The sequence below is a fragment of the Agromyces protaetiae genome, from assembly GCF_030866785.1.
Taxonomy (GTDB): domain Bacteria; phylum Actinomycetota; class Actinomycetes; order Actinomycetales; family Microbacteriaceae; genus Agromyces; species Agromyces silvae.
Window position 1 is genome coordinate 1,753,107 of the sequence record NZ_CP133018.1, and the last position, 19,514, is coordinate 1,772,620.

Consider the following 19,514-nt stretch of genomic DNA (forward strand, 5'->3'; position numbering starts at 1 on the left):
ATCGGATGCCCGGGGAGCAGACGATGGACCGTCAGTTCGGTGATCTCACGGTCACGCAGCTCATCGTGATGGCGGGCTTGCCGGGGGCCGGCAAGTCCACCATCGGCGAGATCATGGGTGCCCGTCTCGGCGCCACCGTGGTCTCGGTGGACCCGATCGAGTCTGCGATTCTCCGCGCGGGTATCGCCGCCGATCAGCCGACGGGGCTCGCGGCGTATCTCGTCGCCGAAGAGATCGCCCGCAAAGAGCTCCTCGCCGGCCGCACGGTGATCGTCGACGCGGTGAACGCGGGCGAGGCGGCGAGGTTGCAGTGGCGAGATCTCGCGAATGAGACCGAGGCACGCCTCCGCGTGGTCGAGGTCGTGTGCTCCGACGAGTCGGTGCATCGCGAGCGTCTCGAGAAGCGGGAGCGCGGGCTGCCGCATCTCGAGGAGACGACGTGGCGCGCGGTCGAGCAGAGTCTCGAGGGCTACGCGCCCTGGGTCGGGCCGTGTGCGGCGCTGCCGCGCGTGACGATCGACAGCGTGGGTACCCTCGGGGTCAACGTCGACGCGGCGCTCGCGTTCGTCGCCTCGTAGTCCGGTTCGGCCGCGTGCTGGTCCTGCTGCCTCCCTCCGAGACGAAGCGTGACGGGGGTGAAGGTGGCGCGCTCGATCTGGGTGCGCTCTCGTTCCCCTCGCTCCACGCGGTGCGTTCGCGGCTAGTTCGCGACGTCGTCGGGCTCGCGTCAGACCCCGAGGCGATGATGCGTGCGCTCAAGCTCGGGCCGCGCCAGGCCGGTGAGGTCGACCGGAACGCCGCGCTGCGCGGGTCGCCGACCATGGCGGCGATCGATCGCTACACGGGCGTGTTGTACGACGCGCTCGACGCGCACTCCCTCGACGATTCGGCGCGGGCGTATGCGGCGGAGCACATCGCGGTGCATTCGGCGCTGTTCGGTCTCGTGGGGGCGCTCGATCCGATTCCGGCCTATCGGCTCTCGCACGACTCCCGGGTGCCCGGCGAACGGCTGAAGGCCCGCTGGCGCGCCTCGATCGGGGACGCGCTCGCGGCGACCGACGGGCTGCTGCTCGATCTTCGCTCGGAGGGTTATGCCGAGCTGGGCCCGGTGCCGGCTCGACCGGGTTCGGTGTTCGTCCGGGTCGTGGCGGAGGACGGCGTCGGCCGCCGCCGGGCGCTGAACCACTTCAACAAGCAGGCGAAGGGGCGTTTCGCCCGCGCGCTGCTCGAGCATCGGCCCGAACCGGCGACGGTCAGCGACCTCGTCGACTGGGCCGCATCCGCCGGCTTCGTGCTCGACGCCGGGGAGGGTGGGCCCGGCACGGCCCGCGAAGTCCAGCTCGTCGCTTGAGCAGCTCTGAAGCCAGGGCGGCGATCAGGGGCGTCGAGTCGAAACGTCAGGGTCGGAATGGGGCGTCGCCCGGATGTGATGCCGGGGGTGCACTCCATAGCGTCGACGTGTGGACCTTCTGCACGTCTTGACCGAACTCGTGAACGACCTGGCCGCCTCGCCGTGGATCTTCGTCGTGGTGTTCGCCCTGTGCCTGATCGACGGCTTCTTCCCGCCCGTGCCGAGCGAGACCGTGGTCGTCGCCGCCGCGACGATCGCGGCGGCGACCGGCTCGCCGAACCTCGCGCTGCTCATCGCGGCGGCGGCCGCGGGGGCGATCGCCGGGGATGCGATCGCCTTCGGCATCGGGCGCAAGATCGGCGTCACCCGGTTCCGCTGGATGCGCGCTCCACGCGTGGCGGCGGTCTTCGAGTGGGCGCGTCGCGGGCTGGATCGGCGCGGTGCGCTGCTCATCTTCGTCGCGCGGTACATTCCGGTCGGGCGCATCGCCGTCAACATGTCGGCGGGGGCCACGGGCTACCCGGTCGCGCGGTTCGTGCCGATCTCGATCGCGGCCGGCGCCGCCTGGGCCGGGTACTCGTCGGTGTTCGGGCTCGTCGCGGGGCGATGGTTGCACGAGCAGCCGCTCCTCGCGGTCGTGCTCGCTGTGGTGACGGCGATGGTCGTCGGCGCACTCGTCGACCTCGTGATGAGACGGGTGCTCGAGCGTGACCGTGGCCGTGGCGCCCACGCGGAGACGACGCTGACGGACGGCGCGGAGGACGCTCAGGCCGCCGATCGACCGGACGCGGCGCGGAAGCAGCCCGCGAGGTGATCATCGACCAGGCCGCACGCCTGCATGAGCGCGTACATCGTCGTCGGACCTACGAACCGGAAGCCACGACGCCGAAGCTCTGCGCTCATCGCGGTGGATTCGGGTGTCACCGCGGGCACCTCGCCGAAGGAACGGGGCCGAGGCCGGGGCGTGACGGGGGCGAAGCCCCAGATCAGCTGGTCGATCGGATGGTCGAGCTCGAGTGTCGCTCGCGCGTTCTGGATCGTCGCCTCGATCTTGCCGCGGTGCCGGATGATCCGGGCGTCGCCGAGCAACCGTTCGACATCGGCCTCGGTCATCTCGGCGACGAGCGCGGCGTCGAATCCATGGAACACCTCTCGGAAGGCGGCCCGGCGCTTGAGGATCGTGATCCAGGCGAGCCCGGCCTGGAATCCCTCGAGGCAGAGCTTCTCGAAGAGCCGCACAGGGTCGCGTTGCGGCCTGCCCCATTCGTCGTCGTGGTAGCGGCGGTACTCGGGATCGGACGCGCCCCAGCCGCAGCGGGTGAGCCCGTCGTCACCGAGGATGAGCTCGGGCTTTGGGATGACGCTCACGCCGCGAACCCGATGCCCTCGTGCTGCAGGAGCCACAGCTTCGTCGAGACGCCCTCGCCGCCCGAGTAGCCGGTGATTCGACCGTCGCTGCCGAGCACGCGGTGACAGCCGACGATGATCGGCACCGGATTCGCGCCGACGGCGCCGCCGATCGCCCGCGACGACCCGTGTTTGCCGATCGCGGCGGCGAGCGCACCGTAGGAGACCGCCTCGCCCCAGCCGAGCCGTCCGAGTTCGGTCCAGACCGCGCGCTGGAACGCCGTGCCGCCCGCGGCTCTGACGGGCACGTCGAACACGGTGCGCTTCGCGGCGAAGTACTCGCGAAGCTGCGTCGCGGCGCCGTCGAGTACGGGGTTCGAGCGTTCGGGCTCGCCGTCGTGGGGGAGTACGCCGCCGCGTTCGATGTGCAATGCGGAGACGGCCTCACCGTCGCCGATGATCTCGAGGCGGCCGATCGGGCTGTCGATGCGGGTGAGGAACAGGTCGTTCATGTGCTCGAGCGTAGCCCGGCCCACCGACGTCGGCTCGCGGGAATCGGACACGTGTGGATCGGGTGCTGCGGGTGCCGCCTGGGGAGGGAACGTCCGAGCCCATAGGCTGGCGCCATGAGCGACCTCGAATACCGTTCTCTCGGGCGCAGCGGCCTCCGTGTCTCCGCGGTCGGCCTCGGCGGCAACAACTTCGGGCGTGCCGGCACGCGCACCGAGTCGCAGGAGGGCACGGATGCCGTCGTGCACGCCGCGCTCGACGCGGGCGTCACGCTGATCGACACGGCGGATGTCTACGGTCGGGAGTACGGCCTCAGTGAGACGCTGCTCGGCAACGCGTTGCGCGGCCACCGCGACGAGGTCGTCATCGCCACGAAGTTCGGGCACGAGAGCATCGACTCGCCGATCAGCTCGTGGGGCGCACGCGGCTCGCGTCGATACATCCGTCTTGCCGTAGAGGGATCGCTCCGCCGGCTCCGAACCGACTGGATCGACCTCTATCAGTTGCACACGCCCGATCGCTCGACGCCGATCGACGAGACGCTGACGGCGCTCGGCGACCTCGTGCGCGAGGGCAAGGTGCGCTACCTCGGCCACTCCAACCTGCCGGGGTGGCAGATCGCAGAGGCCGAGCTGATCGCGAAAGAGCTCGGCACGCCGCGGTTCGTCTCAGCACAGAACGAGTACAACCTCCTTCGCCGACACGTCGAGACCGAGGTGCTGCCGGCGGTGCAGCACTTCGGGCTCGGGTTCCTGCCGTACTTCCCGCTGCAGAACGGCCTGCTCACCGGAAAGTTCACGCGCGAGCACCGGCCGGCCGACAGCCGCATCGCGAGGCAGCGGCCGCACGTCGCCGACGACGCGCCGTGGGACGTCCTCGAGCGGTATCGCGCATTCGCGGAGCAGCGCGGCGTCAGCATGCTCGAAGCGACCTTCGGCTGGCTGCTGGCGCAGCAGGGGCTCTCGAGCGTCATCGCCGGGGCGACGAGGCCCGAGCAGATCCGTGAGAACGCGGCGGCCGGGACCGGCTGGCGCCCCTCGGCTGACGAGGCCGAGGAGATCTCGAACCTCTTCGCGAGCGGCTGAGGGCTCCCGGACTCGGCCGGCAGCCAGTCCGATTCGCCGTCATCGTTCCCAGGCCTCCTCCCCAGGATCTCTGCGCTCCGAGAAGTTCACGCCTGACCGCGCCGGCCGACTCGGACCACCGCTGATCGTCGACGCTGGGGACATGACCTCCACGATCCGCGTCACCTCCCCGCAAGACCTGCTCGCGCTGATCCCGGTGCTCGCCGGCTATCGTCCCGAACGTTCGCTCGTGTGCCTCGTCTTCCGAGAGGACCGCGTCGTCGGCGTGCTCCGGTACGACCTTCCGCGTTGCGCGGCCGACCGTGAGCCGCTCGTGAATGCGGCGGTCGGTGTGCTGTGCCGAATCCCCGACGCCGATGGCCTCGTGCTCGCGAGCTTCTCGGCGGCGCGGTTCCGATCGAGAGCGGGCGGCGGTGAGCGCGCGCTGCTCCGCCTCCTCATGCGGCGAGCACGCGACGCGGGATTCGCGATCAGGGACGTGTTGCGCGTCGCGGCCGACGGCTGGGGCTCGATGCTCGACGCCGGGACCCCGGCGGATGGCCACGACCTCGAACTCGTCCGTGGCGCCGGGGTGACCAGTCATCCGGCGATCGCCGCCCAGGTCCCCGGCGACCTCCACGCGTGCGCGACCGTGCCCGACGTGACCGACGGCGAGCTCGAGCGCGTGCGTCTCGCACTCCGAGTGCTCGACGCCGAGTTCGGGGCAGGTGCCGACGCCGACGACGATCGACGAGCTGCGTCAGGGCATGGCGGGCATGCCCCGGCGCCGGGTCTCGCCCCGGCGGATCCGGTCGACCTGGTCGAGCTCCTGCTCGCGCGCCCGCCCGACGCCGAGCCGACGAACGACGATGTGGCTCGGATCGCGTGGCTCGCAAGACTTGCGGCGGTTCCCGTCGCTCGTGACGCGATGATGCTGCAGATCGCGTTCGGTGCCGTCGCGGGCCGGGCCGCGCTCGCGGAGTTCGGCGATGGCGATGGCGATGGCGATGGCGATGGCGATGAGCGAACCGATCATGACGGCCGAACGCCGCAAGGCGGGCCGTTCCGCGCCGGCGACCTGCACGTGCCGCTGGGCCGGTTGCTGCTGGGTGAGACGAGCACACGTCCTGACGTCCGCCGAATCGAAGACGGAACGGCCGTGATCCTTCGCGCTGCGGCCTCGGCGCGGTCGCGCGAGCGGGCCGGTCTGTGCTGCATGGCCGCCTGGCTGATGTGGGGGCTCGGCCGCGGTTCGGCGGCGGCACGCCTGCTCGAGACAAGCCTCGAGGCGGAACCCGGCCACCGGATGGCCTCGCTCCTCGCTCGGTACTTCGCCACCGGGGCATTGCCCGACTGGGTGTTCCGGCGAACGGACGCCGAGCGCTCGGCGACGCAGGTTCAGTGTCCGACGAGCGGGGCGATGAGTTGAGCGATTCGCGACGGCCGCCCCGTGACCCGCTCCTCGACGTCGGCGAGGCCCATGCCCACGACGCCGAGGTTCGCGCCGGCGAAGCGGAGCGGCTCCGGCTCCCAGAGCGGCGATCGATGGTTCGCCCACGGCAGACGGGTCAGCGCGGTGTCGCGGCCGAGCATGAGATCGGTGAGGGTGCGTCCGGCGAGATTGGTCGTCGAAAGCCCGTCACCGACATAGCCGCCCGCGAACCCCACGCCCGTCTTCGGGTTATAGCTCGCGGTGGCGTGCCAATCGCGAGCGATCCCGAGCGGTCCACCCCAGCGGTGGGTGACCCGGGCATCGCCGATCGCGGGGAAGAGCTCGCCGAGCGTCTCGCGAAGGTGCTCGAACACGCGGTCGACCCGCTCGAAGTCCGGCGAAACCGCGCTGCCCCAGTGATATCTGGCACCGCGACCGCCGAAGGCGATCCGATCGTCGTGGGTGCGCTGGCCGTAGACCAGCAGGTGACGGTAGTCGCTGAAGGTCTGGCCATGTGCGATACCGATCTCGTCCCAGACGTCCGCCGGCAGCGGCTCGGTCGCGATCATGAGCGAGTAGATCGGCAGGATCCTTCGCCGCACCCGGGGCAGCTCGGGGCCGTAGCCTTCGGTGGCGACGACGATGTGCCGGGCCGACACCGTGCCCTCGACGCCCTCGTCGAGCGCGCGGAACCGCACTCGGCCTGCCGTCCAGTCGAGTACCTCGGTGCGTTCGAAGATGTGCACACCGAGCGCCTCCACGACATCGGCGAGGCCGCGCGAGAGCTTGGCCGGGTGCACCCGGGCGCATGCCGGGTCGATGACCGCGGTGGGCGAGGTGCGGTCGCCGCTCGTGACGCCGTAGCGTTCGGCGACCGCCGCCGCGTCGAGCGGCTCCAGGGCGTCGACGCCGAACCGTCGCGCCTCCGTGAGGTCAGCGTGCGCCGCGCGCCGCTGCGCCGCGGAACGCGCGAAGAGCACCGTGCCGCCGTGTGCGAAGTCGCACTCGATGCCCTCGGCCGCGACCACGCGCCCGACCTCGTCGACGGTGCCGACCATGGCGCGCCGCATGGCGATCGCCGCCTCGCGCCCGTGCTGTCGCTCGAGCGAGTGCGCCGAACGCGGGAACAGGGCCGAGCACCACCCGCCGTTCCGGCCGGAGGCGCCGAACCCTGCGATCTCACGTTCGAGGATCGCGATCCGCAGACCAGGCTCGGCTTTGGCGAGTGAGTACGCCGTCCAGAGCGCCGTGAGGCCGCCGCCGACGAGACAGACGTCGAAGACGGCGTCGGCGGTGAGCGCCCTCCGCGGTCGCAACGGATCGCGACCCGAGACGACGAGGTCGTCGAGCCAGAAGCTCGCACGACGATAGGCGTCGGGAGTGCCGTCCGTCACGGACCGCGGAGGGCGTGCCATCTCAGAGCCGGTTCGAGGCCTCGGTGAGCACGCTGCGCAGGATCTGCTCGATCTCCTGGAACTCGCTCGGACCGATCGTGAGCGGCGGCGCGAGCTGGATGACGGGGTCGCCCCGGTCGTCGGCACGGCAGTACAGGCCCGCGTCGAAGAGCGCCTTCGACAGGAACCCGCGCAGCAGCCGCTCCGACTCGTCGTCGTCGAACGTCTCGCGCGTCGTCTTGTCCTTCACGAGCTCGATGCCGAAGAAGTACCCGGCACCGCGCACGTCGCCGACGATCGGCAGGTCGAGCAGCTTCTCGAGCTCAGCGCGGAAAAGCGGCGAGTTCTCGCGCACGCGCTCGTTCAAGCCCTCCTCCTCGAAGATGTCGAGGTTCTCGAGGGCCACGGCCGCAGACACCGGGTGCCCGCCGAACGTGTAGCCGTGGTAGAAGCTCGTCGTGCCCTTCGAGAACGGCTCGTACAGCTTGTCGGAGACGATCGTCGCACCGATGGGGGAGTAGCCCGAGGTCATGGCCTTCGCGCACGTGATCATGTCGGGCTCGTAGCCGAACGCATCGGCCGCGAACATGTGCCCGATGCGGCCGAACGCGCAGATGACCTCGTCGGAGACCAGCAGCACGTCGTACTTGTCGCAGATCTCGCGCACGCGCTGGAAGTAGCCGGGAGGCGGGGGGAAGCATCCGCCGGAGTTCTGAACCGGCTCGAGGAAGACGGCCGCGACCGTCTCGGGGCCCTCGAAGAGGATCATCTCCTCGATGCGGTCAGCCGCCCAGCGGCCGAACGCCTCGAGGTCGTCCGCCGGTGCGCCCATCTCGGCTGCGCGGTAGAAGTTCGTGTTCGGCACTCGGAAGCCGCCGGGTGTCACCGGCTCGAACATCTCCTTCATCGCGGGGATGCCCGTGATCGCGAGCGCGCCCTGCGGCGTGCCGTGATACGCCACCGAGCGTGAGATCACCTTGTGCTTGGTGGGCCGGCCCTGCAACTTCCAGTAGTACTTCGCGAGCTTGAACGCGGTCTCGACCGCCTCGCCGCCGCCGGTGGAGAAGAAGACGTGGTTCAGGTCGCCGGGCGCGTGCTCGGCGAGCCGATCGGCGAGCTGGATGGCCGCGGGATGCGCGTACGACCAGATCGGGAAGAACGCCAGCTGCTCGGCCTGCCGGGCCGCGGCCTCGGCGAGCCGCTTGCGGCCGTGGCCGGCATTGACGACGAACAGGCCGGACAGGCCGTCGAAGTACTTGCGACCCTCGATGTCGTAGATGTGGTGGCCCTCGCCCCTGGTGATGATCGGCACGCCGGTCTCCATCGTGGACTGGCGCGCGAAGTGCATCCAGAGGTGGTCCTTCGCCTGCTGCTGCAGCAGCGCGCTGTCCAGGGCCTGGTCGGTGATGGTCATCTTCTTCCCTTCGCCGGGCACGCGCTCATCGCGTGCCCCAGTTGTAGAACTGCTTCTGCAGTTTCAGGTAGACGAACGTCTCGGTCGTCTGCACACCGTCGAGGCCGCGGATCCTGGCGTTGAGGAGCGAGACCAGCTGATCGTCGTCCTCGCACACGACCTCCGCCATGGCGTCGAAACTGCCGGCCGTGAGCACGACGTACGAGATCTCGGGGATCTCGGCCAGTTGCTCCGCGAGGCGCCGCGTGTCGCCCGACGCGCGGATCCCGATCATGGCCTGACGGGTGAAGCCGAGCTGCATGGGGTCGGTCACGGCGACGATCTGCATCACGCCCGACTCGGTCAGCCGCTGGACGCGCTGGCGGACGGCCGCCTCGGACAACCCGACCGCCTTGCCGATGTCCGCATACGACCGACGCCCGTCGGCCTGCAGCTGCTCGATGATCGCCTTGGACACGTCATCGAGGTGAGCCGGCCGTGCGGCCGATCGCCCATTCCCCGTCATGGCACCGATTCTGACAGTGCGAGTCCGTAATCGCAAGGGAATCCGTTGCGTAACTGGATTTCCACAACGAATTCCACGCAATTCGTGGATTCGCGCGGTGAAGCCATCTAGCATGGGCCGCGGCGCCCACGGCGCCGCCGCCTGTCACCGCGCTCGCGACCGCGGCGCGTCCCATGAGGAGAGCTTCGCATGACGATCCCCACCCTTCGCAATGTGATCGACGGGGCACCGGCCGATGCCCGCGGCGACGACGCGATCCCGCTCATCGACCCGGCGACCGAGGAGGTCTACGGCGCCGCGCCGATCTCGAACGCCGCCGACGTCGACGCGGCGTATCGAAGTGCCGCGGACGCGTTCGAACGATGGGGGAGGACGACCCCGGCCGAACGCCAGCTCGCGATGTTCCGTCTCGCCGACGCCGTCGCCGAGCGGGCCGAGGAGTTCGCGGACCTCGAATCCCAGGACACCGGCAAGCCGCGCGCGACGCTCGTCGCCGATGAGATCGATCAGTCGGTCGACCAGCTCCGGTTCTTCGCCGGTGCGGCCCGCAACCTCGAAGGGCTCGCCGCCGCGGAGTATCTCGCCGGGCACACCTCATACGTCCGTCGCGAGCCCGTCGGGGTCATCGGCCAGGTGACGCCGTGGAACTACCCGCTCAACATGGCGGTGTGGAAGATCGCTCCGGCGATCGCCGCGGGGAACACGGTCGTCCTGAAGCCTGCCGAGTCGACGCCGCTCGCCACGCTGAAGCTCGCCGAGGTCGCAGCCGAGGTGCTGCCGCCCGGGGTGCTCAACGTGATCACGGGTGATCGCAGCACCGGCAGTGCGCTGCTGGGCCATGCCACGCCGCAGATGGTCGCCATCACCGGTTCGGTCCGGGCCGGCATGGAGGTCGCTCGCGCCGCCGCCGCCGACCTCAAGCGCGTCCACCTGGAACTCGGCGGCAAGGCCCCGGCGGTCGTCTTCGACGACATCGACCCCGAGCGCGCCGCGGAGGGCATCGTCTCGGCGGCCTACTTCAACGCCGGGCAGGACTGCACGGCGGCCACGCGGGTCCTGGTCCACGAGCGCGCCCACGACGCGCTGGTCGCCGCACTCACCGCACGAATCCGCAGCCACGCTCGCGCGGCGGGCCCGCGCGATCCCGGTGCCTTCTTCGGCCCCCTGAACAATGCCGACCAGCTGGCGAGGGTAGCGGGCTTCATCGACCGTCTGCCCGATCACGCCGAGGTCGTCGCGGGCGGCGCCCGCCAGGGTGACCGCGGCTACTTCTTCCCGGCGACCCTGGTCACGGGCGTCCGGCAGCAGGACGAGGTCGTCCAGTCGGAGATCTTCGGGCCGGTGCTCACCGTGCAGGCCTTCCGCGACGAACACGAGGCCGTCCAGATGGCGAACGGCGTGGACTACGCGCTCGCCGCATCGGTCTGGACGAAAGATCACGGACGGGCGATGCGCTTCGCGCGCGACCTCGACTTCGGCTGCGTGTGGATCAACACGCACATCCCCTTCGTCTCGGACATGCCGCACGGCGGGTTCAAGCACTCGGGGTACGGCAAGGACCTCTCGACGTACGGCTTCGAGGACTACACGCGCATCAAACATGTGATGAGCGCGCTCGACGTGTAGACGCGGCCGGGTGCGTTCGGTGTCAGACTGGACGGCATGGTCTCGGGCGAACTTCGCGTCGCGCTCGACGCGGGTGAGCCCGCGTGGGACGTCGCCGTCGGCGACCGCTTCCTGCTCGCGGTGCCCGCCGGTCCCGGTTCGGCGGCGGTGCTGGCCGCCGCGCGCGTACCGGTGCAGCGGCTCGAAGACCTGATCGCTCGGATCCGGATCGGCGAGGGCGGGGTGGAGGAGTTCGCCCTGGTCTGGTGGCCCATCGACGACGGCCGGCTCACCGTGGTCGCACGCGGCGGAGCCGCGGTCGAGCTGACCACGGCCGCCGGTCGGCGTCGCCTCGATGCGGTGGGCGTGCGGCCGTGGCATCTCGCCGAGTTCCACGACGTCCGCAGGATCCGCTTCGGTTCGGTGGTCGCGGGCGAGGCGCGTTGGGCGGATGCCTCGGCGTCGGTGCACGACGCGCCGCTCCGGGTCACGACCCTCGAGTGGCGTTCGACCGGCGAGGCATCCGTGACGGAGCCGATCGCCACCCGATCGGCGGTCCAGGCTGAGGCCTGGCAGCCCGAATCCCACGAGGAGTCCGAACCCGCCTCGGCACAGGCGGCCTGGTTCCGTGTCCCGGGCGGCGAACCGCGAGAGGTCACGGGGGTCGTGCTCATCGGACGCCGGCCGGCGCAGCCGCGGATCGCCCACGAACACCCGGTCGAGCTCGTCCGGGTCGACCCGTCGGCCGGTGCGGTGTCCGCGACCCATCTCGAGCTCCGCCGGGCGGGGACGAGACTCGTCGCGACCGACCTCCGGTCGACGAACGGGACCGTCGTGCGTTCCCCGACGGGCACGAGGCGCATGCGCGCCGGCGAGTCGATCGTGGTCGCCGCGGGGTCGGTCGTCGAGCTGGGAGGCGATACCATCGTCGAGATCCTCCCGCCTCCACAGGATCAGGCGCACCCCGACAGGCAGGTCCCCGCGTGACGCAGATCGGCAACGGCAACACCAGGTACCGGACGATGCTGCCCGGCGGCACGCAGATCGGGCTCTCGTGGGCGGCGGTGACGCACACTGGCCTCCGCCGGGAAGCGAACGAAGACAGCTTCGTGGCGCAGCCGCCCGTGTTCGCGGTGGCCGACGGAATGGGCGGCCACGCGGCGGGCGACTTCGCGAGCGCCGCGGTCGTCACCCGCCTCGCCGAGTACGGCGGTCGCGATGTCGTCGGCACGCCCGAGCTCGATCGGTCACTGCGCATGGCGGTGCAGGACATGGGCCGTGGAGCGGGCGTCACCGACGAGGGCAGCGGCACCACCGTCACCGGTGCCGCGCTCGGCGAGATCGCCGGGCAGCCCGCCTGGCTCGTCTTCAACATCGGTGACTCCCGGGTGTACCGGCTCGTGGGCGGGGTGCTGGAGCAACTCACCGTCGACCACTCGGTCGTGCAGGAACTCGTCGATGCCGGGCAGATCACGCGTGAGGAGGCCGACACCCACCCGCACTCGAACGTGATCACGCGAGCGGTCGGCTTCCATGAGGCACCGGTGCCTGACTACCGGGCGATCGCCGTCGAGCCGGGCATGCGCCTGCTCATCTGCTCGGACGGGCTCACGAAGGAACTCACCTCATACGGGATCCGGCACTTCCTGCTCGCCAACCCGAAGAGCGAGCCGGCTGCCCGGGCTCTGCTCGACGCCGCCCTCGGCAACGGTGGCCGCGACAACGTGACGGCCATCGTGGTCGACGTGCACGACGTGGTGCCTGCAGGCGACGACGAGGCCGCGCCGGCCTGAGCCGGGGCGCGGGCCGATTCGGCGGGCGGTGACCAATCCGTGACCGATCCGGCGAAAGACGACCTGCCCTCAGGTATCTAGAATGTGGGGACCGGGGCGCGACCGGCGACGACGCCGGCCGCGTGGACACGGACCCGACCGCCTGGAGGAACGTGACGAGGCGCCTACCGTCCAACCCGCCCAACCTTCCGGGATTCGCGTTCGTCCGTGTCCTGGGATCGGGCGGCTTCGCCGACGTGTTCCTGTACGAGCAGAACATGCCGCGTCGCCTCGTCGCGGTCAAAGTGCTGCTCGCCGAGGTCGTGAACGACGAGGTCCGGCAGATGTTCCAGGCCGAGGCGAACCTGATGGCGCAGCTGTCGAGCCATCCGTCGATCCTGACCGTGTACCAGGCGAGCGTGGCCGCCGACGGCCGGCCTTACCTGGTCATGGAGTTCTGCTCGTCCTCCCTCGCGCAGCGGTACCGGGCGCAGCCGGTCCCCGTCAGCGAGGCGCTGGCCATCGGGGTCAGGATCGCGAGCGCCGTCGAGACGGCGCACCGGCAGGGCGTGCTGCACCGGGACATCAAGCCGTCGAACATCCTGACCACCGCGTACGGCCATCCCGTGCTCGCCGACTTCGGCATCGCCGCGACGCTCGGCCAACTCGAGCACGCCGATTCCGTCGGTGTCTCGGTGCCGTGGTCGGCGCCCGAGATCCTGCGGGAGCAGGTGCCCGGCTCGGTCGCGAGCGAAGTGTGGTCGCTCGGTGCGACGGTGTACTCCTTCCTCGCCGGCCGGAGTCCGTTCGAGCTGCCGGGCGGCGACAACAGCTCGTCGGCCCTGATGGCACGCATCGGCCGGGCCAGGGTGCCCGCCTCGGGGCGCGTCGACGTCCCACGGAGCCTCGAACAGGTGCTCCTCAGATCCATGCACCGACGGCCCGAATCGCGGCAGGGCAGCGCGCTCGAGTTCGCACGTGACCTCCAGGCCGTCGAGGATGAGCTGGGGCTCGCGCAGACGGCCGTCGAGATCGCGGTCGACGACTGGGCCGCCACGCATGGGATCGACCTCGACGAACGCACGCTGGTCACCGGCACCCACGCGATTCCCGGTGCCGCGACGCCACGGCGTTCGCGGAGGCGGTCGACGCCCGCCGGCTCGTCGACGGTCGTGCGGTCGGCTGACGCGGGCGTGCACACGGGGACAGGGTCATCAGGCTCGCGGCGCCGCCTCTGGATCGTCTCGGTCGCGGCGCTGGTGATCGTGATCGTGCTGGCCGGTGTCGCCGTGCTCCTGATCCAGGGGAGCGCCGGGTCGCCGTCGGTCGCCGAGCTGCGATCCACCCAGGCCGACGGCACGCTGACGTTCGACTGGGACGACCCGGGCCTCGGGGCGGGCGACGCGTATCTCGTCACGATCGACGGGGTCGCGGCCCCCGCACAGCGCAGCACGTCGATCGTCCTGGAGGTCGCCGACCGCGATCGGGTCTGCGCGACCGTGCGCGTCGTGCACGACGGGCGTGCCGGGGCGCCGAGCCCCGAGACGTGCGTCGACGTCGAGGAGCCGGCCGGATGAGGGCCGCGCGACGACCCGAGGACCGGCGGTCGGTGGCCGCGACGACGGCCGTGATCACCCTCGTCGTCGGACTCGTCGCGGGTGTCGCGATCGCGTCGGGCGGGTATCAGGCCGAGCAGGTGGATCTCGGCGACGGCTCGGTCTGGGTCACCAACGACCGCCGGCAGTCGGTCGGCCGCGCGAACACCGAGGTGCACGAGCTCAACGCGGTCGTCGAGACGGGTGCGAGCCGCGTGGAGCTGACGCAGCGCGGCTCGACCGTGCTCGCACTGGATCGGTCGAACGCGAGCGTGAGCATCCTCGACCCCGTGACCTCGACGGTCGTCGACACCGTGGCCGTGCCTCCGCAGAGCCCCGTCGTCTCGATGGCGGGATCGCGCGTGGTCGTCGCGGCCGATGGGAAGGTCTGGACGGTCCCGGCCGAAGAGTTCTCGACGTTCGACGCCAGCGCGGAGCCGGCCCTCGAGTTCGGAGCGGGCACCGTCGTCACGGTGGACGATGACGGCACGCTGTTCGCCTACACGCCGACCACCGGGGCGATAGCTCGGGTGGATGCCGCGGCCGCGGTCACCGTGTCCGAACGTTGGGCGGTGCCACCGAACTCGGGACCCGGCACGCCGCAGCTCACGTCCATCGCGGGTCGATGGGTCGTGTTCGAGCCCGAGTCCGCGATGCTCCGCACGGAGGACCGCGAGATCGACCTCAGCGGGTTCCTCGGCGATGCGAACGGAGCCGTGCTGCAAGCGCCGTCCACGACCGGCGATGCCGCGGCGCTCGCGACGCGCAGCGGGCTGCTCGTCGTGCCGCTCGACGGCGCCGTGCCTCGGACCGCGGTCGACGGCCGGTCGGGCGTGCCCGCCCGGCCGGTCGTGCATGGCGGATGTCTCAATGCCGCGTGGTCGGAGGGCACCGCGTGGCGTTCCTGCGCCGACGACGAGACGATCGTCGAGCTCGAGGGCTGGTCGGGTTCGTCCGCCCTGACGTTCCGCGGCAACGGTGACGCGCTCGTGTTGAACGACCCGCGAAGCGGGGTGAGCTGGGCCGCGTCCGACGACTACGGCCTCATCGACAACTGGGACGAGCTGCTCGCAGACACGCGTGACGACGACCGGATCGAGCGGAACGACCCGGCGACCCCGCCCACGCTCGAGAAGGCGCAGGCGCCGCCGGTCGCGGTCGAAGACGCACTGGGGGCCCGCGCGGGCCGGGCCGCGATCCTGCCCGTGCTGTTGAACGACTACGACCCGAACGGCGACGTCCTCGTCATCGAACGGGTCGACGGTGTCCTGCCCGACGGCGCGACCATCGACATCGTCGCCGATCGCCAGCAGCTTCAGCTCACGCTCGCCGCCGGAACGGGCGGCACCATCTCATTCGGGTACACCATCAGCGACGGCCGCGGCGGCACCGCGAGCGCGCGGGTCGTCGTCGCGGTGCGCGAACCGGACCAGAACGGTCCGCCGACGCAGATGCGCGCGACCGGTGCCGCCCTCGCCACCGGCGGGCGGGTCAGTGTGCCGGTACTCGGCGAGTGGATCGACCCGGACGGCGACCCGTTCTTCCTGCGCTCCGCGGGCGAGTCGGAGGCGGCGGCGGTCAGCTCGACCGCAGACGGCGTCGTGGTGGTCGATGAGCTGGGTGGAGTGGCCGGCACGAGGACGATCGGGTTGGTCGTGTCCGACGGAAGGGCGGACGGCGCCGGGGTGCTCGAGGTGGACGTGCGCGCCCCGGGCGACGTGCCGCTGGTCGCGGAACCCTTCGTCGCGCTCGCGACGGCTGGTGAGGAGATCCGCCTCGAGCCCGTCCGGCACGTCCGGGGCGGGAACGGCGACATCCGGCTCACTGCGGTGCCGGCCAAGCCCGACGCGCAGCTGGCCGCCGACTTCGACGGCGGCACGTTCCGGTTCCAGAGCCAGGCGGTCCGCACGCACTACCTCGAGTACACCGTGACCGACGGCACGCAGACGGCGACCGGTCAGGTGCGGGTCGAAGTGCAGGAGCCGCCAGAACGCGACACGACGCCGATCACCGTGCCGCACACGGCCTTCGTCCGGTCCCAGCACCCCGTCGAGCTCGATGTGCTCGCGACCGACATCGATCCCCGCGGCGGCGTCCTGCTCATCACCGGGTTGACCCGTGACGCGGCGGAACTCGGCGTCCGGGTCGAGGTGGTCGAGCACCGGATCCTCCGGGTGACGCTGGATCGCCCGCTCGAGCTCGGTTCGACCGAGATCCGGTACCGGGCGAGCAACGGCCTCGCCGACGCCGAAGGCGTCGTGACGCTGGTCGAGGTGCCTGCGCCGCCGATCGCGCAGCCACCGGTCGCCGCACCCGACCGGGCCTCGGCCAGGACCGGCGACGTCGTCGACCTCGCGGTGCTCGAGAACGACGAGCACCCCGATGGGGAGGGGCTCACCCTCGACGCCGCGCTCGTGAGCGGCCCCGAGCGTGGACTGATGTTCGTCTCAGGTGACCGGCTCCGCTTCTTCGCGCCGGACGAGCCGGGCGTCTACCGCGCCGTCTATCGTGTCGATGCGCCGGACGGGCAGTTCGCGACCGCGACGGCTGAGGTCGCGGTGCGTGCGGTCGATCCGGAGACGAACTCGCCTCCGGTCCCGGTGACGGTCACCGCACGCGCGATCGCGGGCGAGACGATCCGGATTCCGATCGCGCTCGGGGGAACCGACCCGGACGGCGACTCGGTGCAGCTGCTCGGCGAGGAATCTGCGCCAGAGCTCGGCCTCGTCTCCGACCGCGGCGCGGACTGGCTCGAGTATCGCGCGGGGGAGTACTCGGCCGGAACGGACACCTTCAGGTACGCCGTGGTCGATGCACTCGGCGCGAAGTCGACGGGCACGGTACGCGTCGGCATCGCCGCGCGGCTCGACGGCGCCAGAGTCCCGGTCGCGACGCCCGACGAGGTGCTCGTGCGCCCGGATCGGACCATTGCGATCCGGGTGCTGGCGAACGATTCAGATCCTGACGGCGGCGCATTGTCGATCCTCGACGTCGAACCGACCGCGGGCGATCTCGAGGCCGAGGTCGACGACGACCTGATCCGGGTCGATGTCCCCGATACCGAGGGCACGTATGGATTCCTGTACACGATCCAGAACGAGCAGCTCGCGACGGCGGGCAGCTATCTGAAGATCGAGGCACGTGCCGACGCGCCGCTCGCCCGGCCGGAGGCGGCCGACGCCGTGCTCAGCCTCAGCGACATCGCGGACCGGGATCAGGTGGACGTCGATGTCCTCGAGCACGTCTTCATCGCGGACGCTGCCGTCTCGCGCGCGACGGTCGGCCTCGTGCCCGGGTACGACACCGCGGCGCGGGTGCGTGCGGACGGCCGGATCCGGGTCGACGTCGGCGACCGCCGGCGGATCATCCCGTTCACGGTCGCCCATCCGGACGATCCGTCGCTCACCGCGACCGCCTTCATCTGGGTGCCCGGCCGCGCCGATGCCGTCCCGCAGTTGCGCTCGGACGCCCCGCGGGTGCGAGTCGACAGCGGAGAAGAGGTCATCCTGCAGCTCTCCGAGTTCGTGATCGCCGCCTCAGGGCGTCCGGTCCGGATCACGGATGCGGCGTCGGTGCGCGCCTCGAACAGCGACGGGTCGGAGCTCGTCGTCGACTCGGACACGCTCCGATTCCGGTCGGCGCCCGGATACTTCGGGCCGGCCTCGATCTCGTTCGTCGCGACCGATGGCGAGTCGGCGGACGACCCGGCCGGACGGACCGGCACCGTCGTCATCCCGATCGAGGTGCGTCCCACCGAGGGGCAGCCGCCCGCGTTCACCGGCGGCGTGATCGACTTCGAGCCCGGGCAGTCGAAGCGCATCGATCTCACCCGGCTGACGACGAGGCCGGACTCCGGCGACGATTCGGCATTGACCTTCACGACCGGTGACGTGCCCGACGGCTTCCGGGCCGAGCTGCAGGGGGAGACACTCGCCATTCAGGCGGACGACGACGCCACGCTCGGACAGCGCGCGGCGCTCGTCGTCGAGGTCGCCGACGGCGACACCGAGGGTACGCCGGGGGTCATCGAGCTGCGCGTCATCCCGTCGACCCGGCCGCTCGCCGCTCCCGTGGCGGACCGGTCCGTCGCGGCCAGGGGACAGACCAGCAGCATCGACGTCCTGGCCAACGACCAGCCGGGGAATCCCTTCCCCGGCACGCCGTTGCGGGTCGTGGGGGTCAGGGGGATCGACGACGGCTCGTTGCCGCCGGGGGTGCGGATCGCGCCCAGCGACGACCGGTCGACGGTCACGGTCACGGTCGCCCCGAACGCCGACACGGTCGACACGGTCGTGCAGTACCAGGTCGCCGACGCGACGGGCGATCCCAGCCGCTTCGCCTGGGGCACCGCGACCATCTCGGTGCAGGATCGGCCCGCGCCGGTCACCGGACCCCGGGTCACCGGCTTCGCCGACGGCTCGATCGACCTGAGCTTCGGCGCGGGGGCCGCCAACAACGCTCCGATCGAGGGGTATGAGGTCACGCTCGTGGACGCGGTCGACGGCGGGGTGGTCGGCGGCGGCGTGTGCGCCGCCACGACCTGTACGGTCCGAACGCCCGGGAACGGCCAGGACGACGCGGTACGGGTCCTCATCCAGGCCCGCAACGCGGTCGGCGTGTCCGATCCCGTGGAACTGGCGGACACGGTCTGGTCCGACGTGGTCCCGCCCCCGCCGACGGGCCTCGAGGCTCGCCCGCTCGACGGCGGGCTGCGCATCCAGTGGCAGCCCGTCGGCACCGCTGCCGGCAGCGGTGTGCGGGCCTACGTCGTGGACGTCGGCGGAGCATCGGCGGAGGTCTCGGCCGCCTCGGCCTGCACGGTCACCGTCTGCACGTTCGAGTCGCACGGCCTGGCCAACGGCAGCCGCGTCCCGGTCTCCGTGAGCGCCCGGAACGAGGCGTATCCCGCGCTCGCCGCATGGACGGCGGCGACGGCCGCCGGAACGCCGTTCGGCTCGCCCGTGGCCGGCATGATCCAGGTGGCCGGCGACGCGGTGTCGGGGGTCGTCACCGTCTCCTGGTCGCCGTTCGACGGCAATGGCGACCCCATCGCCGGGTACTTCGTGCAACGGCTCATCCCCGGCGATGCGACCGTGCCCGGGGGGCCGCAGGCCTGCCAGGTATCGGCGCCCGCACCGGGACAGGTGGTGCCGCCGGCGAACGGCGGCAACGTCGCCGTCACCGTCGCCACGGGCCCCGAGGCCACCTCGGTCCAGTTCTCCGACCCGCCGGCGGAGGGCGTGACCTACTCGTTCATCGTCTGGGGATTCAACCGCGCGGGCTGCGCCCACACCGAGGTGGCCGGGACGGTCGTGCGTCCCGCACCCGCGCCGGTCTCGGAGGTCGCCGGCAGCATGGCGATGCAGGCTGGGCCCGACGCCCAGGGCGACCCCGCACCGGCGGCCGATGGGCGGTACTCGTGGGAGCCGGTCGCCGGGGCACCGGCGAGCCGGGCCTGGCTGGATGTCCACCTGGCCGGGATCACCACGCGATTCTGGAACCGGTGAACGCCATGCCGAGCGTGC

15 protein-coding genes are annotated in these 19,514 nt (G+C 71.3%); 10 read left to right on the plus strand and 5 right to left on the minus strand.

What is annotated here, in order from left to right; translation table 11 throughout:
• The first annotated feature begins 5 nt into the window (after positions 1-5).
• The 3 genes from QU602_RS08080 to QU602_RS08090 all read left to right on the plus strand — a co-directional run bounded on the left by QU602_RS08080 (position 6) and on the right by QU602_RS08090 (position 2,165).
• A complete protein-coding gene (locus tag QU602_RS08080; protein ID WP_308799754.1) occupies positions 6-578 on the plus strand; it encodes an AAA family ATPase in 573 nt (190 codons plus the stop codon).
• A 14-nt stretch (positions 579-592) separates the two neighbouring features.
• Positions 593-1,351: a YaaA family protein gene (locus QU602_RS08085; protein ID WP_308799755.1), complete on the plus strand. Its 759-nt coding sequence runs from the start codon at positions 593-595 to the stop codon at positions 1,349-1,351.
• A gap of 109 nt (positions 1,352-1,460) precedes the next feature.
• Positions 1,461-2,165 (plus strand): DedA family protein, encoded by a 705-nt coding sequence (locus QU602_RS08090; protein WP_308799756.1) that lies wholly within the window; start codon positions 1,461-1,463, stop codon positions 2,163-2,165.
• Here QU602_RS08090 and QU602_RS08095 read toward each other — a convergent pair.
• Both QU602_RS08095 and QU602_RS08100 read right to left on the minus strand, forming a co-directional pair.
• Positions 2,117-2,710, minus strand: coding sequence for a DNA-3-methyladenine glycosylase I (locus QU602_RS08095; RefSeq protein ID WP_308800121.1), 594 nt, complete (start codon positions 2,708-2,710; stop codon positions 2,117-2,119). The genes QU602_RS08090 and QU602_RS08095 overlap by 49 nt on opposite strands.
• A gap of 5 nt (positions 2,711-2,715) precedes the next feature.
• Entirely contained in the window at positions 2,716-3,210 is a 495-nt protein-coding gene (locus tag QU602_RS08100) for a methylated-DNA--[protein]-cysteine S-methyltransferase (protein ID WP_308799757.1), read from the minus strand.
• 114 nt (positions 3,211-3,324) lie between these two features.
• Here QU602_RS08100 and QU602_RS08105 point away from each other — a divergent pair, with 114 nt between their 5' ends.
• Together QU602_RS08105 and QU602_RS08110 are read left to right on the plus strand one after the other, a co-directional pair.
• A complete protein-coding gene (locus QU602_RS08105; protein WP_308799758.1) occupies positions 3,325-4,293 on the plus strand; it encodes an aldo/keto reductase in 969 nt (322 codons plus the stop codon).
• 142 nt (positions 4,294-4,435) lie between these two features.
• The gene (locus QU602_RS08110) at positions 4,436-5,701 is read left to right on the plus strand and encodes a DUF4192 family protein (protein WP_308799759.1); all 1,266 of its coding nucleotides are present in this window, start codon (positions 4,436-4,438) and stop codon (positions 5,699-5,701) included.
• Here the strand turns inward: QU602_RS08110 and QU602_RS08115 are convergent.
• Genes QU602_RS08115 through QU602_RS08125 form a run of 3 tightly spaced genes read right to left on the minus strand, consistent with a single transcriptional unit; the run spans position 5,671 to position 9,017 of the window.
• Positions 5,671-7,098: an NAD(P)/FAD-dependent oxidoreductase gene (locus QU602_RS08115; protein WP_308799760.1), complete on the minus strand. Its 1,428-nt coding sequence runs from the start codon at positions 7,096-7,098 to the stop codon at positions 5,671-5,673. The genes QU602_RS08110 and QU602_RS08115 overlap by 31 nt on opposite strands.
• Before the next feature lie 22 nt (positions 7,099-7,120).
• A complete protein-coding gene (locus QU602_RS08120; RefSeq protein WP_308799761.1) occupies positions 7,121-8,512 on the minus strand; it encodes an aspartate aminotransferase family protein in 1,392 nt (463 codons plus the stop codon).
• A gap of 25 nt (positions 8,513-8,537) precedes the next feature.
• On the minus strand, positions 8,538-9,017 hold the full coding sequence (locus QU602_RS08125; protein ID WP_308799762.1) for an Lrp/AsnC family transcriptional regulator: 480 nt from the start codon (positions 9,015-9,017) through the stop codon (positions 8,538-8,540).
• 189 nt (positions 9,018-9,206) lie between these two features.
• Here QU602_RS08125 and QU602_RS08130 point away from each other — a divergent pair, with 189 nt between their 5' ends.
• From QU602_RS08130 to QU602_RS08150, 5 genes are all read left to right on the plus strand, one after another.
• The gene (locus QU602_RS08130; protein ID WP_308799763.1) at positions 9,207-10,643 is read left to right on the plus strand and encodes an aminobutyraldehyde dehydrogenase; all 1,437 of its coding nucleotides are present in this window, start codon (positions 9,207-9,209) and stop codon (positions 10,641-10,643) included.
• 36 nt (positions 10,644-10,679) lie between these two features.
• Positions 10,680-11,609, plus strand: coding sequence for an FHA domain-containing protein (locus QU602_RS08135; protein WP_308799764.1), 930 nt, complete (start codon positions 10,680-10,682; stop codon positions 11,607-11,609).
• Positions 11,606-12,415: a PP2C family protein-serine/threonine phosphatase gene (locus QU602_RS08140; RefSeq protein ID WP_308799765.1), complete on the plus strand. Its 810-nt coding sequence runs from the start codon at positions 11,606-11,608 to the stop codon at positions 12,413-12,415. The genes QU602_RS08135 and QU602_RS08140 overlap by 4 nt, the downstream gene beginning before the upstream one ends.
• Before the next feature lie 152 nt (positions 12,416-12,567).
• Complete coding sequence (locus QU602_RS08145; protein WP_308799766.1) at positions 12,568-13,971, plus strand: serine/threonine-protein kinase; 1,404 nt, start codon at positions 12,568-12,570, stop codon at positions 13,969-13,971.
• A complete protein-coding gene (locus QU602_RS08150; protein ID WP_308799767.1) occupies positions 13,968-19,496 on the plus strand; it encodes an Ig-like domain-containing protein in 5,529 nt (1,842 codons plus the stop codon). The genes QU602_RS08145 and QU602_RS08150 overlap by 4 nt, the downstream gene beginning before the upstream one ends.
• Positions 19,497-19,514: the final 18 nt, after the last annotated feature.

Bases quoted from the DNA above. Each gene is read 5' to 3' on its own strand.
- QU602_RS08120 (WP_308799761.1), bottom strand. From the start codon at position 8,512: ATGACCATCACCGACCAGGCCCTGGACAGCGCGCTGCTGCAGCAGCAG.
- QU602_RS08135 (WP_308799764.1), top strand. From the start codon at position 10,680: ATGGTCTCGGGCGAACTTCGCGTCGCGCTCGACGCGGGTGAGCCCGCG.
- QU602_RS08110 (WP_308799759.1), top strand. From the start codon at position 4,436: ATGACCTCCACGATCCGCGTCACCTCCCCGCAAGACCTGCTCGCGCTG.
- QU602_RS08100 (WP_308799757.1), bottom strand. From the start codon at position 3,210: ATGAACGACCTGTTCCTCACCCGCATCGACAGCCCGATCGGCCGCCTC.
- QU602_RS08130 (WP_308799763.1), top strand. From the start codon at position 9,207: ATGACGATCCCCACCCTTCGCAATGTGATCGACGGGGCACCGGCCGAT.
- QU602_RS08150 (WP_308799767.1), top strand. From the start codon at position 13,968: ATGAGGGCCGCGCGACGACCCGAGGACCGGCGGTCGGTGGCCGCGACG.
- QU602_RS08125 (WP_308799762.1), bottom strand. From the start codon at position 9,017: ATGACGGGGAATGGGCGATCGGCCGCACGGCCGGCTCACCTCGATGAC.
- QU602_RS08080 (WP_308799754.1), top strand. From the start codon at position 6: ATGCCCGGGGAGCAGACGATGGACCGTCAGTTCGGTGATCTCACGGTC.
- QU602_RS08105 (WP_308799758.1), top strand. From the start codon at position 3,325: ATGAGCGACCTCGAATACCGTTCTCTCGGGCGCAGCGGCCTCCGTGTC.